The following is a 14,283-nucleotide window of genomic DNA, read 5'->3' as shown; positions in this document are numbered from 1 at the left end:
CAGCCGCGGCCTCAGTAGGCCGTCCGGTAGATCGACAGGATGTCGCCTCGCGCCAGTTCGCGCGGGTTGTTGTCGAGCAGACGGCGGATGGCGAAGGCGTCGTCTGCCATCGTCTCCAGGTCGTTCTCCGGCACGCCGAGCTGGGACAGCCTCATCTCGATGCCGAGCGAGGCGCAATAGTCATGCGTCGACCCGAACACGTCCTGCACGGCATGGGCCTCCGGCAGCCCGAGGGCCGACAGGATATGGCTCGTCTTTTCCGAGGCCGCCGGTAGGTTGAAGGCGAGCACATGCGGGAAGATCAGCGCGTTGGCCGCACCATGGGCGATGTGCCAGCGCGTGCCCAGCGGATAGGCGAGCGCATGGCCGCCGGCGGTGTTGACCGGGCCGAGGCAGAAGCCGCCATAGAGCGAGGCGAGCGCCAGCCCGGCGCGGGCCTCGACGTCGCTGCCGTCCTTCACCGCGCGGGCGAGATAGCGGCCGACCAGCTTCACGCCTTCCAGCGCGTAGAGGTCGATCATCGGATGCGCCTTCTTGTTGGTGTAGGCCTCGACGCAATGGGCCATGGCATCGACGCCGGTGGCGGCGGTGACGGCCGGTGGCACGGTCATCGTCAGCGCCGGGTCGACGACGGCGATGTCGGCCAGCATTTCGATGCTTTCGACGGCGAGCTTGGCCTGCGTTACGGGATCGGTGACGAGGGCGCGAATGCCGGCCTCGCTGCCGGTGCCCGACGTCGTCGGCACCTGAGCGAGCGCGACCCGGCGCTTGGCCGCCTTGCCGACGCCGACGATGTCCTGCAGCCGCTGCCCGCTACCGGCCATCACCGAGACGAGCTTGGCGAGATCCATCGCGCTGCCACCGCCGAAACCGACGATCAGGTCGGCTTGCGACAGCGCGGCAAGTTCCAGCACTTTTTCGAGATTGGGCAGGTCAGGCTCGGGGCGCACTTCGCCGAAGACGACGGTTTCGATGCCGAGATCGAGTGTCGCCACGCGCGTGGCGTTGAAGGCGTCGGCAACGACGAGTGCCTTCTTGACGTTGCGCGCCTTCACCCAGCCGGCAAGCCGCGAAACCACGCCGGGACCGAATTCGATGACCGGAGGCCGAACGATCGAGATGGGCGTGCTGAGACCGGTCATCGTCTATGCTCCTGCTGGATTTGGTCGCCGCGATCACGCATCAGCTGTCGGCCGGGGAGAGGCGGACGTATTTGATGGCGCGGCGGAAATAGGTGAAGGCGACGTGGATCGTCCCGTCCGGGGTCGCGAGGATCGACGGGTAGGAGAACTCGCGGTTCAGCCCGTCCTTGGAATTGTTGGTCAGGCAGAAGCCATCGCCGGTCTCGAGGTCGATCCGCTCGCCGAAGGTTGCGCCGCCATCGGACGAGAAGGCGAGGCTGAGCGGCGCGCGCGGCACGCCCCAGACGGCCTTGCGGCCCTCCGGCTCGGCAGCAGGCTCGGTCGCGACCGGCTCGTCGCCCTCGATCTCGTCATAGAGCGAAAGGCGCCGGTCATCCGACATCGACGCATTGGCGTGGTTGTACACGATGGCAATGCGGCCATCGCCTGTTCGCACGGCCTGGACCGACGAATTATTGTTGGGCAGCTCGGTCGTTTCAGGGGCGCTCCAACGGCGGCCGCCGTCATGCGAGCGGCTGCGCAGCACCTGCTCGGAGAAGCGGTTGCGGTAAAGCGCTACCATCTCGTCACCGCCGAGCGGCACGATGTTCATGTGCACGGCGCCGATGCTGTCGGGCACGTCATGCATGGTCCAGCTTGTGCCGGCATCGGTGGAGATGAGCACGGCAGCGGTGTCGACATCGCCGCTCCAGCGCGTCCCCGGTCGGCCGATGCAGCGGAACACCGGCAGCAGCCACTCGCCGCGATCATTGACGATGATCGGTTGGCGCACGAAGGTGCCGGGGATGTCGCAGAGCACCGACACCTCGCCGAAGCTCTTGCCGCCGTCATTGGAGATGCGCCGCTTGACCACCGCACCGTCCTGGTGGCCCGAGGTCTGCGAGGTGTAGAGCAGGCACACCTTGCCGTCGGGCGCGTTGAACAGCAGTGGGTTCTGTTCTGATTTCTGCGCATCGTCCGACATCTTTTCCGGTGCCGACCAAGTGTCGGAACCGGGTGCCAGACGCGACAGGTAGACCGAGATGTCGCCCATGCCTTCCATCGTGCCGCCGAACCAGACGCAGGCGAGCGTGCCGTCGGGCAGCAGGCTGAGGTTCGCGGCGTGGTTCTGCACCGTCGGTGACGGCAGGAAGGCGTCGGTGCGTCCCGCAGACACCTGATGCAACTTGCCGTCCATTTGCGCGGCAACATCCGCGTGGGTCATGCCTGCAGCGGATGATTGTGCCTGGGCCGCGGTGGTGGTCATCGAAACCTCCTTACGGCAGCTGTTCGAGCTGCGGCTTCAGCTCTGCCATCTCGCCGTCGCTCAGCCCGACCAGCGGCGGCCGCAGCCGCTGCCATGCCTTCTCGCCGTGCTTCAGGCCGACCATCGCCTTTATGGTCGGGATCTGGGCGTAGCTGTTGGAGAGGTTGCGCCAGGCGTTGATGCGCGCCTGCGCCGCCTCGACCTTGGCCTCTTCGGCCGGGTTGGCGTGGTTGTCGAACACGGTGCGCAGCGAATCCGCGATCAGGTTGGAGGTGGCGGTGATGCAGCCGGCGCCGCCTTCACGCAGCAGCGGCAGCATCAGCGGATCGGCGCCCGGGAACACAGCAAAACCGGGATTGGCCTTCACCAGCGCCTGCATGTTGGCGAAGTCGCCCTTGGATTCCTTGATCCCGACGACAGTCTTCGGGAAGGCCGCGATCAGCCGCCCGACGAGTTCCACCGACAGCGGAATGCCCGACACCTGCGGGATGTGGTAGAGCACCACCTTGAGCCGGTCGTCGGCGACGCCTTCGACGATGCGGGCATAGGCGTCGAACAGCCCGCCATCGGACACGCCCTTGTAGTAGAAGGGCGGCAGCATCACGACCTTCTCGATACCGATCGACAGCGCATGGCGGGTCAGCTCGATGGTTTCGGGGATGGCGGCGACGCCAGTGCCCGGCATCAGTCTGTCGGCAGCAACGCCTGCCTTGACGACGCTTTCCAGCATCGCCTTGCGCTCGGCGATCGAGAACGAGTTGGCCTCGCCGGTGGTACCGAGCAGCGCCACGCCATGGCAGCCCTCGTCGAGCAGCCTTTGGCAGTGCGCAGCCAGCAGGCCGTGGTCGGGCGAAAGGTCGGCATTGATCGGCGTGGCGGCGGCGGAGAAGACGCCGGAGATGGCAAAATTGGTCATGCGGTCACCCGAGGCGTTCCGGCGAGCTTGCGCGCATAGGCGATCGCCGCGTTCATGTTGACGTGATTGGCCTTGCCGCTCCCGGCAATGTCGAAGGCGGTGCCGTGGTCGACCGAGGTGCGGTCGATGGGCAGGCCGAGCGAGATGTTGACGCCGCTGTCGAAGGCGACGAGCTTCATCGGGATGTGGCCCTGGTCGTGATACTGCGCGACGACGAGGTCGAAGGCGCCCGAATAGGCGCGGTGGAAGACCGTGTCGGGCGGAACCGGACCGTAGGCGTCGATACCCTCGGCCTTGGCCGCGGCCACTGCGGGAGCGATGAACTCGTCGTCCTCGGTGCCGAACAGGCCGTTCTCGCCACAATGCGGGTTGAGCCCAGCGACCGCGATGCGTGGGTATTCGACGCCGATGCGACGCAGATGGCGGTAGCCGGTGCGGATCGTCTCGAGAATGCGCTCCGGCTTTACCCGCGCGATCGCCTCCTGCAGCGATACATGCGTCGAGACATGGATCACCGACATGCGTTCGGCGGCGAGCAGCATCCAGGACGAGCGCGAATGGGTGAGATGCGCCAGCATGCCGGTGTGGCCGTCATAATGGTGGCCGGCAAGGTTCAGCGCTTCCTTGTTGATCGGCGCGGTGACGATGCAGCCGATCTCGCCTGCGGTCGCCGCTTCCACTGCGCGGGCGATGAAGCGGAACGAGGCGTCGCCGGCGCGGGTGTCGATCTTGCCGAAGGCGATTGGGCCGCCCTCGATGGCGACATGCTCGACGGCCACCGTGTCGGCTCCATCGGAGACCGAGGCGAATTTCAGCGGCGCGCCGACAATCCTTGCCGCCGCCTCCAGGCTGTCGCGATTGCCGAAGACGTGCATGGTGGCGCGGTCGGCGGCATTCATTTCGGCCAGCGACTTGCAGATGATCTCGGGGCCGACCCCGGCGGGGTCCCCCATGGTGATGCCAATCGTGCGGCTAGAACTCGCCATCGCTCCCTGTCCGTCTTGTCCGCAGGCAGTACCGGTCGTATGGCACCCCGCTTGCTGGAATCCTCCCGAGCGCATGCCCCTCGGGGGCGCAAACTGCACTTGGCTTTATGGTCGGAAACTGATCGCAAGCAGAGAAGTTGTCAAGTTGCTTTTTCCGTCGGCAGGCTGCCGATCCTTCCGGCTTACCGCGTACAATATTGATTTTGTGAGGTATTTCTTACTGCATTTCACCAAGTTCTAATTTTCGTGCCACGCTATCTGAAAAAATGAATTGACATGTTTACAATATGGCGGCATTTGTTCGGCCACGGTTGCCGCTTCCGTGTCTGCTGCCATTGCATCCGACCAGAGCATCGCCGTTCATGGATTTCACGGGAGGAATGTCATGTCGAAACGGATTTCCGAGACTGCACGGCCACGCGCCGGGATGACCCGCCGCGATGCGCTCAGGCTCGGCCTGGGCGGTGCTGTCGGCTTCACCTTGCTCGGGCTTGATGCCAAGATCGTCTTTGCGCAGGAAGGCCAAGTGCTGAAGGTCGCCAATCCTGCCTTCAACCAGGACTGGTCGCCGCTGCGCGGCGGCGGCGTGCCTTATCGCTGGAACTCGGCATGGTGGGCCTCGCCGATGTATTTCGACAGCGAAGGCAAGATCCACCCTTACGTCTTCGCCAGCTGGGAAGGCTCGGCCGACTCCAAGACCTGGACCTTCAAGCTCGATCCCAAGGCGACCTTCTCCGACGGCAGCAAGATCACCTCGGGCGACGTCGCCGGTTCGTGGAACGTGGCTGCGATGCCCAGCACCAAGTGCCAGCGCGCCGATCAGGTCTTGGCCAAGGTCGCCGGCTTCGCCGAGGTGACCGGCGGCACCGCCACCGAAATTTCGGGCGTCGCCACGCCTGATGAGGGCACCGTCGTCGTGACGCTGACCGAAGCCGACCCGATCTATTTCATGCGCGTCGCCAACCACATCGTGCCGATCACCAAGGCCTCGCAGTCGCGCGGCGAAGACGGCAACGAGATCCAGGATTGGTTCACGCCGGATGCAGGTGCGGTCTATTCCGGTCCGTTCAAGCTGACCAGCATCGACATCGACGGCGGCAAGCTGGTGTTCGAGCCGAACGAGAACTTCTTCGGCCCGAAGCCCAAGCTCGCCCGCATCGAGATCACCTCGATCGAGGACAATGTGACGGCGACTTCGCTGCTCAAGTCGGGCGAATTCAACGCCCACACCGAGCTCGTCACCTCGACCATCGTCCAGGACCTCGGCGCCGACTTCGCCGCCGGCCCGATCATCCCGACCGGCCAGCACTTCTGGTTCAATTCCAAGCGCGCGCCGATGGATGATCCCAAGGTCCGCCAGGCGCTGATCATGGCGGTCGACCGCGATGGCCTGATGAAGGCCTCGTTCCCCGACGGCCCGCACAAGAAGACCGACCAGATCCTCAATTCGGTGCCCGGCGCCGACAATTCCGGCTTCGAGCCTTATCCCTACGATCCGGAGGGCGCCAAGAAGCTGCTTGCCGAGTCGACCTATGGCGGCCCCGAGCGCCTGCCCAAGATCCTGTTCGTCGGCATCTCTTCGCCGGCCAACGAGGCAGCGGCCCAGTTCATAGCCGAGCAGTGGCGTCAGAATCTCGGCATCACCGCCGTCGACATGAAGCCGCAGCAGGACGCCTATGCCGGTCCGGACCAGAACGCGGTGCAGATCTTCCGCGACGACGTCGGCACCCGCGTGCCCGATGCGGCGAGCTATCTCGCCGGCTCGATCGCCTCGACCTCGTCCAACGCCCAGAACAAGCTCGGCGGCTACAAGAACGACAAGGTCGACCAGTTGCTGGCCGAAGCCGCTAGCAAGGCGGCGGACGACCCGCAGCGCATTGCCCTTGCCCAGGAAGCCCAGAAGGCCTTCCGCGAGGACTGGACCTTCATCCCCTGGTACGCGCAGGCGATGTCGCGTTGGGCCAATGCCAATGTGAAGGGCATCGACAAGAACCTCGACTGGCAGGTTGTCGCCCCTTGGGAAATCACCGTCGGCTGATGCCCCGGTGAAGCGCACGGGGGCTCGGCCCCCGTGTTATGCTCCTCTTTGGAACTTACCGAGCGGTGGGAGGCCGCCCGCCATGCTGCGTTATATTGCAACACGGCTGCTGCTGTGGATCCCGTCCGTTCTGCTGGTCATGCTGGCCGTCTATGCCATGGCCTATTTCGGCGCCGGCGACCCGATCAAGCTGATCTTCCTGCGCGCCCCCGGCGACGTCGCCTACAATCCCGAGAAGATCGAGGCGATCCGCGATGCCGCCGGCCTCAACCGGCCGTTTCTCGTCCAGTTCGGCAGCTATATCCTCAACCTGATCCAGGGCAATTTCGGCAATTCGCTGACCTCGGGCCGTTCGGTGTGGGCGATGGTTTCGGCCGCGGCCCCGGTCTCGTTCAAGCTCGGCCTGTGCGCCGTCATCCTGACAGCCATCGTAGCCGTTCCGCTCGGCATGATTGCGGCGATGAACCAGAACACCAAGATCGACTATGCGATCCTCGGCTCGGCGCTGTTCCTCTGGGCCATCCCGGCCTATGTCGCCGGCCCGCTTCTGATGGTGCTTTTGATCCTTTTCCTGCCCGGTGGCAGCGTTCCCTATGGCTGGGGCGGCATCTTCGACGCACGCATCATCCTGCCGCTGCTCGTCCTGTCGTTCCAGCCGATCGCGCTGATCGTACGCCAGACCCGCGCCGCCGTCATCGAGGTGCTGTCGGAGGATTTCGTCCGCACCGCCCGCGCCAAGGGCGTGCCCGAAATGGTGGTGGCGTTCCGCCACATCCTCAGGCCGGTGCTGACGCCCGTCGTCACCCAGCTCGGCCTGATCATGATCACCATCGTCAACGGCGCCATCTTCGTCGAGCTGGTGTTCGGTCTTCCCGGCCTCGGCCGGTTGACCGTCTCGGCGCTGACCAATTCCGATTATCCCGTCATCCTCGCCATCACGCTGATCGGCTCTTTCCTGGTGATGCTGTCGAACCTTCTGGTCGACGTGCTTTACCCGCTGCTCGATCCGCGCGCCAACGACACGATGAGGAGCCGCTGACATGACGATGACCCCCGTCAATCTCTCCTCCACCGTGGCCGACGAAGAGCCCCCCGTCAGCCTGTGGCGCGATGCCTGGCACCGCCTGCTGCGCAACAAGCTGGCGGTCGCCGGCCTCGCCGTCGTCATCCTGCTCGCCTTCGTCGCCGTCTTCGGTCCCTGGCTGACGCCCTACGACTTCCTCACCCAGGACCTCAACGCCCGCAACCAGGCGCCGTCGCTGGCACATCTGTTCGGCACCGACGATCTCGGCCGCGATGTCTTTTCCCGCGTCGTCTACGGCACCCGCACCGCCTTCGTCGTGGCGATCGTGGTAACGACGATCGCCGTCGTCATCGGCGTCACCCTCGGCGCCATGGCCGGCTACTTCGGCGGCATGTTCGACCGCATCGTCATGTGGTTCACCGACATGACCATGTCGGTGCCCAACCTCTTGCTGGTCGTCGTCATCAATGCCTCGCTGAAGACGCCGCTCACCACCTGGATGGAAGCGCGCTACCAGGCGACGCTCAACCCGTTCTACCGCGAAACCATCTGGGTCGACTTCCTGCTGGTGTTCGGCTCGATGGCGCTGATCAGCTGGCCGCCCTATGCCCGCCTGGTGCGGGCCCAGGTGCTGTCGATCCGCGGCCGGCCCTATGTCACGGCGGCACGAGCGCTCGGCCTGACCAACCGCCTGATCCTTATGCGCTACATCGTTCCGAACGCCATCGGCCCGCTGATCGTCTCGGTCAGCGCCGGCCTCGGAACGGCGATGGTGCTGGAAAGCGCATTCTCCTTCCTCGGCGTCGGCGTCAATCCGCCCACACCCAGCTGGGGTAACATGATCTCCGATGGCCTGCGCGTCTGGCAGCACTATCCGCATCTGCTCGCCGCACCAGCAGCCGTGCTCGGCCTCGCCACCGTCGCCTTCTCCTTCCTCGGCGACGGCCTCAACGACGCTCTCAACCCGAGGGGCAGCAAATGACCGCTCCCGCAGACAACAAGCCGCTGCTTGACGTGCGCGGCCTCACCATCGAGATCGAAACCCGCCGTGGCCCGGCCATCATCGTCGATGGCATCAATTTGACCGTCGGCAAGGGCGAGACCGTCGGCGTCGTCGGCGAGTCCGGCTGCGGCAAGAGCCTGACCATGCTCTCCCTGGTGCGGCTGCTACCCAATAAGATCAAGGTCAAGGGCGGCACCGCCGAGTTCGCCGGGCGCGATCTGCTCAAGATGTCGAAGTCGGAGCTGCGCCAGGTGCGCGGCGGCAAGATCGGCTTCGTCTTCCAGGATCCGATGACCTCGCTCAACCCGGTGATGCGCATCGGCGACCAGCTCTGCGAGCCGCTCATCTACCATCGCAACATGAGCAAGGCCGACGCCCGCAAGCGCGCCATCGAACTGCTGAGACTGGTCGGTATCCCAGGCCCCGAGCAGCGCATCACCGCCTATCCGCACGAACTGTCCGGCGGTATGCGCCAGCGCGTGATGATCGCCATGGGCCTTGCCTGCGATCCGGAACTTTTGATCGCCGACGAGCCGACGACCGCACTCGACGTCACCATCCAGGCACAGATCGTCGACCTGGTGAAGGACCTGCGCAAGAAGCTCAACATGTCGGTGGTGTGGATCACCCACGACCTCGCGCTGATCGCCGGCCTCGTCGACCGCGTCGCCGTGCTTTATGCCGGAACCGTGGTCGAGGACGCGCCGGTCGGCGAACTCTTCGCGCGCCCGACCCATCCCTACACACGCGGCTTGCTCGCCTCGATCCCGAAACTCTCCGACGAGCAGGCGAGCCGCTTGTCGTCGATCGGCGGCACGCCGCCCGAGCCGGGCCGTCGTCCCAAGGGCTGCCCATTCGCGCCGCGATGCGCCCTGGCAGAAAGCGTCTGTCATGAGCGCGTGCCGGTGCTTGAGTCGGTCGCAGGCACCAGCGGCCACCGCGTCGCCTGCTTTGTCGCCCAGCGCCAGATGAAGGAGGCCGCGTGATGGCTGCCGAACCGCTGATCAAGGTCGAGAACCTCGTCAAGCATTTCGTCGTCCGCCTCGGCGCCTTCGGCGAGCGCGGCGCCACCGTGCACGCAGTCGACGACGTCAACTTCGACATCTTTGCCGGCGAAACGCTTTCCTTGGTCGGCGAATCCGGCTGTGGCAAGTCGACCACCGGCTTCACCTTGCTCAACCTGCAGAAGGCCACATCAGGTAAAGTCATCTTCCAGGGCGAGAACATCGTCTCGCTCGACGAGAAGCGCATGCGGCCCTATCGCCGCGAACTGCAGATCGTCTTCCAAGACCCCTATTCGACACTCAACCCGCGCATGACAATCGGCGAAGTCGTCGGTGAGCCGATCCTGTTCCACAAGCTCGCCACCAAGGCCGAATTGCCGGAAAAGGTGACGCGTCTGTTGGCCGATGTCGGCCTGCCCGCACGCTTTGCCTCGCGCTATCCGCATGAGCTGTCCGGCGGCCAGCGCCAGCGCGTGGCGATTGCCCGCGCGCTCGCCTGCCAGCCGAAATTCATCGTCTGTGACGAGGCGATTTCGGCCCTCGACGTCTCGGTCCAGGCGCAGATCATCAACCTGCTGCTCGACCTGCAGGAAAAATACGGGCTGACCTACCTGTTCATCGCCCACGACCTTGCTGTCGTGCGCCATATCAGCGACCGCGTCGGGGTCATGTATCTCGGCCGCCTTGCGGAACTCGGGACGCGCGAACAGCTCTTTTCCAACCCGCTTCACCCCTACACCAGGGCGCTGCTTTCGGCCGTGCCGGAGGCCGACCCGGAACTCGAAAAGACGCGTCAGCGGCAGATCCTCGTCGGCGACGTGCCGAGCCCGCTGGCCCCGCCGGCCGGCTGCCGCTTCCACACGCGCTGCCCGATCGCCATGGACAAGTGCCGCGCGGTGGTTCCCGAGTGGCGCGAGGTCGTTCCCGGCCACCACGTGGCCTGCCATGCCGTCGGGATGGAAACGGCGGGATGACGCTGATGCTCGCCATCATCGCCGACGACCTGACCGGAGCGCTCGATACGTCGGCGCCGTTCGCGGCATCGGGCTTGAAGGTGGCGGTTGCGATGACCCCTGAAGCGACTGTCAAGGCGCTCGCCAGCGAGCCTGACATCTTTGCCGTCAGCACCGCCTCACGGGCGCTGCCGGCCGATGTCGCCTCGACCCGGGTGCGCGACGTGGCGAACCGGTTGATGCCGCATGCCCCGCGCATCGTGTTGAAGAAGATCGACTCCCGGCTGAAGGGCAATGTCGGCGCAGAAGCCGACGCCCTTGCCGAGGCATCGGGCCGCGAAGCGCTGGTGGTGGCACCTGCCGTACCAGACCAGGGCCGCGCGACGCGCGATGGCGCAGTCGTTGGTCGTGGCGTCGATGCACCCTTGCCGGTGCTGGCGGCATTCGCCGGCTCCCAAAGGCGCGTTACCGTCCGCAATGCGGCCACCGACGCCGACCTCGACCTGGTCGTCGCTGATACGGATTGGAACGACGCCGTTGCCGTTGGGGCGAGGGGGCTGGGCCTCGCCTTCGCCCGCCGTCTCTATGCCAACTTCAGGCCCGCCGCCGCGCCGGCAAGCGATCGGAACGTGCTGTTTGCTTTCGGCTCGCGCGATCCCATCACCGACCAGCAAGTGGCCCGACTGCTTGAGGACAACCCCGCCACAGGCATCGTCGATGCCCTGAACGGCACATTCATCCTCCCTGGCGACAGCGCCCTGCCGATGGTCGTGCGCTGTACTGGCGACCTCGTCGAGGAGCCGGCCCGCATCGCCGCGCGTTTCGCCGAGCAGGTCGCCGACGCCGTCGAGCGCCTTCGCCCCTCGACGCTGGTTATGGGCGGCGGCGATACGGCGCTGGCCATACTTGGCGCGCTTGGCGCCGACGTGCTATTTCCGCAAGGCGAGGTGGCGCCGGGCCTGCCCTGGTTCACCATCGCGACACGCCATGGCGAGGGGCTGCGCTGTGTCGTAAAATCCGGTGGATTCGGGACGGTCGCGGTTCTCTCCGATCTCTTGCGACCGCCGAGCCGGGAACAGGCGGAACACACATGACGACCGAATTGCAGCAGGACGGAACAGAGCCTGACGCGACCGAGGCAGGCGAAAAGCCGGGCAACGGCAGCGCCAAGGGCGCCTCCAAGGCGCCCAAGCTGGTCGACAAGGTGTTCGACCAGTTGCAGGAGCGCATCGTCTCGGGCGAATTCCCGTCGGGCTCCAAGCTGCCGGGCGAGCATGATCTGGCGACGCTGCTGGGCGTTTCCCGGCCGGTGGTGCGCGATGCGCTTGGCCGCCTGCGCGACGTCGGCCTCGTCTATTCGCGCCAGGGCTCGGGCACCTATGTCCGCGTCTTCGACACCCAGAAGACCAACCTCGGCTTCTCCCCGGTGAAGACCATCGCCGACATCCAGCGCTGCTACGAGTTCCGCCTGACCATCGAGCCCGAGGCTGCCTATTTCGCCGCACTCCGCCACGACGACGCCGCGATGCAGAAGATGCGCGCAGCACTTTCCGAGCTCCGCGACGCGACGCGAGACCAGACACACCGCTCCGACGTCGACTTCCTGTTCCACCGTTCGGTGGCCGAGGCCGCCAACAACCACTACTACACCGCCTGTCTCGACGCCCTGCGCCAGCACATCGCCGTCGGCATGAACCTGCACGGCCTGTCGCTGATGGGCCCGCTGACCAAGCTCGAACAGGTCTATGACGAACATCGCGGAATCTGCGATGCCATCGCCGCAGGCGAGGCGGAGCTGGCGCGCGACCGCATGCGCGAGCATCTCGAAGGCTCGCGCAACCGCCTGTTCGAAAACAAGGTGCTCGACCTCTCGCGCTGACCTCGGGTCGGCCGAACTTCAGCCGCGTTCGCGGCACGACAGGAAAGAACGATGACAACGACGATCGTTACGGTCGGCGGCCGCATGGCTGCCGAGGGCCTTGCCATGCTCGAAAATGCCGGGGTCGAATGCATCACGACGGAGGCTTACCCCCGGAAATCCGAGGTGCTGGAGCTGATCGAACGGCACCAGCCTGCTGCGCTGGTGATACGGCTGGTCGAGATGGTCGATGCCGACATGCTCGCCGCATCGCGCAATCTGAAGATCGTCGCCAAGCATGGCGTCGGCACCAACGACATCGACGTCGCCGCGGCCAAGGCGCTGGGCATCCCCGTCATCATGGCGACCGGCGCCAATGCCCATTCTGTGGCCGAGCACGCGCTCGGGCTGATCCTGGCGCTGGCCAAGGATTTCCTGCGCCAGGACGGCCATATCCGCCACGGCCTGTGGGACAAGAAGCTCTATGCCGGGCGCGAGTTGCGCGGCCAGAAGATCGGTCTCGTCGGCTTTGGCCTGATCGGCCAGATTCTTGCCCGCATGGCCGCTCCGATCGGCATGCAGGTTTCGGCCTACGATCCGTTCGTGCCGGATGAGGCCTTTGGCGGCGCTGTCACCCGCGTCGGATCGCTCGACATGTTGCTTGCTGAAAGCGACGTCGTCAGCCTGCACTGTCCGCTGACCGAGGGCACGCGCGGGCTGATTGGCGCACGTGAGATCGGGCTGATGAAGCCGACCGCCTTCCTCGTCAACACTGCGCGCGGCGAGGTGGTCGACGAACCAGCCCTGATCGCGGCCCTTCAGGTTAACCACATCGCCGGCGCCGGGCTCGACAGCTTCGCCGAGGAACCGCCGGTCGCAAGCCCGCTGTGGCAGCTGCCCAACGTCGTGCTGACGCCGCATGTCGCCGGCGTCACCGAAGATGCGCGCCGGGCCGTCTCGATCATGACCGCCGGCAACGTGCTTGCCTTCCTCCGTGGTGAGCCGCTCGCCCACAACCTTTATGCAAGGGTTTGACCATGGCCTCCGATGACACGCGCCACGACGTCGACACGCTGACCGATCTCGCCTTTGCCCTCTTCAAGGCAGCGGGCCTCGAGCCGGACAAGGCCCATGCGGTCGCCGAAATCCTCGTCGAGGCCGACCTGATGGGCCACACCACCCACGGGCTGGCGCTGGCCCCATGGTATCTCGAAAGCATCCGCAACGGCGTCATGACCAAGGCCGGCCAGCCGAAGATCATTTCCGATCGCGGCGCCTGCGTTGCCTGGGATGGACTGCGCCTGCCCGGCGCCTGGCTCACCTCTACCGCCATGGACCTCGCCGTTGAGCGCGCCGCCACCTATGGCACCGTCACGATCACCATCGGCAACAGCCATCACATTGGCTGCCTCGCCGCCTACCTCACCCGCGCCACCGATCGCGGCTACATGGTGCTGCTGGCCAGTTCCAGCCCTTCGGGCGCCTCGGTTGCCCCCTTCGGCGGCACGCGCGGCGTCTTCACGCCCAACCCCATCGCCGCCGGCATCCCCACCGACGGCGACCCGATCTTGATCGACGTCAGCGCCTCCATCACCACCAACAACATGAGCTCGCGACTGATCGCCGAGGGCAGGAAATTCGATCACCAGTGGCTGCTCGACCGCGACGGCAACCCCACCGACGATCCCAACGTGCTGAACGACGGCGGCACCATCCTGCCTGCCGGCGGCCTCGACCACGGCCAGAAGGGTTACGCGCTGGCGATCCTGGTCGAAGCCTTGACCCAGGGCCTCGCCGGCTTCGGCCGCGCCGACAAGCCCGAAGGCACCAACGCCTCGGTGTTCCTGCAGGTCATCGACCCCAGCGCCTTCGCCGGCGAGGCGGTCTTCCTGCACCAGACCGGCTGGCTGGCCGATGCCTGCCGCAACAACCCGCCCCGGCCAGGCGTCGAGCGCGTTCGTTTGCCGGGCGAAAGTGCCGCCAGCCGCAAGCGCCAGGCACTGGTCCAGGGTGTCGCACTTCATCAAGGCGTATTCGACAAACTGCGTGCCGAGGCTGCCCGGCTCGGCGTCGATTTCATCTAGTTCGGGCGCTGCCGGGTGCCCGGCGCCGC

The 14,283-nt window shown here is 65.8% G+C and carries 13 protein-coding genes; 9 read left to right on the top strand and 4 right to left on the bottom strand.

What is annotated here, in order from left to right; translation table 11 throughout:
- Positions 1–11: 11 nt before the first annotated feature.
- Genes O1Y97_RS02410 through pdxA form a run of 4 tightly spaced genes read right to left on the bottom strand, consistent with a single transcriptional unit; the run spans position 12 to position 4,290 of the window.
- Positions 12–1,142 (bottom strand): iron-containing alcohol dehydrogenase, encoded by a 1,131-nt coding sequence (locus O1Y97_RS02410; protein ID WP_318762951.1) that lies wholly within the window; start codon positions 1,140–1,142, stop codon positions 12–14.
- Positions 1,143–1,182: 40 nt separating this feature from the next.
- Complete coding sequence (locus O1Y97_RS02405) at positions 1,183–2,346, bottom strand: sialidase family protein (protein WP_404801299.1); 1,164 nt, start codon at positions 2,344–2,346, stop codon at positions 1,183–1,185.
- Positions 2,347–2,398: 52 nt separating this feature from the next.
- Positions 2,399–3,304 carry a dihydrodipicolinate synthase family protein gene (locus O1Y97_RS02400; RefSeq protein WP_318762950.1) on the bottom strand — a complete coding sequence of 302 codons (906 nt, stop codon included), beginning with the start codon at positions 3,302–3,304 and terminating at the stop codon, positions 2,399–2,401.
- Positions 3,301–4,290 (bottom strand): 4-hydroxythreonine-4-phosphate dehydrogenase PdxA, encoded by a 990-nt coding sequence (pdxA, locus tag O1Y97_RS02395; protein WP_318762949.1) that lies wholly within the window; start codon positions 4,288–4,290, stop codon positions 3,301–3,303. Before pdxA ends, O1Y97_RS02400 begins: the two co-directional genes overlap by 4 nt.
- A gap of 385 nt (positions 4,291–4,675) precedes the next feature.
- Here pdxA and O1Y97_RS02390 point away from each other — a divergent pair, with 385 nt between their 5' ends.
- The 9 genes from O1Y97_RS02390 to O1Y97_RS02350 all read left to right on the top strand — a co-directional run bounded on the left by O1Y97_RS02390 (position 4,676) and on the right by O1Y97_RS02350 (position 14,254).
- Positions 4,676–6,328: an ABC transporter substrate-binding protein gene (locus O1Y97_RS02390; RefSeq protein ID WP_318762948.1), complete on the top strand. Its 1,653-nt coding sequence runs from the start codon at positions 4,676–4,678 to the stop codon at positions 6,326–6,328.
- An 82-nt stretch (positions 6,329–6,410) separates the two neighbouring features.
- A complete protein-coding gene (locus O1Y97_RS02385; RefSeq protein WP_183263162.1) occupies positions 6,411–7,367 on the top strand; it encodes an ABC transporter permease in 957 nt (318 codons plus the stop codon).
- A 7-nt stretch (positions 7,368–7,374) separates the two neighbouring features.
- Positions 7,375–8,334 carry an ABC transporter permease gene (locus tag O1Y97_RS02380; protein ID WP_318764278.1) on the top strand — a complete coding sequence of 320 codons (960 nt, stop codon included), beginning with the start codon at positions 7,375–7,377 and terminating at the stop codon, positions 8,332–8,334.
- Complete coding sequence (locus O1Y97_RS02375) at positions 8,331–9,341, top strand: ABC transporter ATP-binding protein (protein ID WP_318762947.1); 1,011 nt, start codon at positions 8,331–8,333, stop codon at positions 9,339–9,341. The genes O1Y97_RS02380 and O1Y97_RS02375 overlap by 4 nt, the downstream gene beginning before the upstream one ends.
- A complete protein-coding gene (locus O1Y97_RS02370) occupies positions 9,341–10,333 on the top strand; it encodes an ABC transporter ATP-binding protein (RefSeq protein WP_318762946.1) in 993 nt (330 codons plus the stop codon). Before O1Y97_RS02375 ends, O1Y97_RS02370 begins: the two co-directional genes overlap by 1 nt.
- Positions 10,330–11,406: a four-carbon acid sugar kinase family protein gene (locus O1Y97_RS02365; RefSeq protein WP_318762945.1), complete on the top strand. Its 1,077-nt coding sequence runs from the start codon at positions 10,330–10,332 to the stop codon at positions 11,404–11,406. The genes O1Y97_RS02370 and O1Y97_RS02365 overlap by 4 nt, the downstream gene beginning before the upstream one ends.
- Complete coding sequence (locus O1Y97_RS02360) at positions 11,403–12,191, top strand: FadR/GntR family transcriptional regulator (protein ID WP_108605885.1); 789 nt, start codon at positions 11,403–11,405, stop codon at positions 12,189–12,191. The genes O1Y97_RS02365 and O1Y97_RS02360 overlap by 4 nt, the downstream gene beginning before the upstream one ends.
- Positions 12,192–12,242: 51 nt before the next feature.
- Positions 12,243–13,205, top strand: coding sequence for a hydroxyacid dehydrogenase (locus O1Y97_RS02355; protein WP_318762944.1), 963 nt, complete (start codon positions 12,243–12,245; stop codon positions 13,203–13,205).
- A gap of 2 nt (positions 13,206–13,207) precedes the next feature.
- Positions 13,208–14,254, top strand: coding sequence for an Ldh family oxidoreductase (locus tag O1Y97_RS02350; protein ID WP_318762943.1), 1,047 nt, complete (start codon positions 13,208–13,210; stop codon positions 14,252–14,254).
- Positions 14,255–14,283: the final 29 nt, after the last annotated feature.

Origin of the sequence: Aminobacter niigataensis (assembly GCF_946995915.1) — a bacterium.
GTDB classification, from domain to species: Bacteria; Pseudomonadota; Alphaproteobacteria; order Rhizobiales; family Rhizobiaceae; genus Aminobacter; species Aminobacter niigataensis.
The sequence above is the reverse complement of the archived record's forward strand: the minus strand, read 5'-3'. Positions and strand labels throughout refer to the sequence as shown.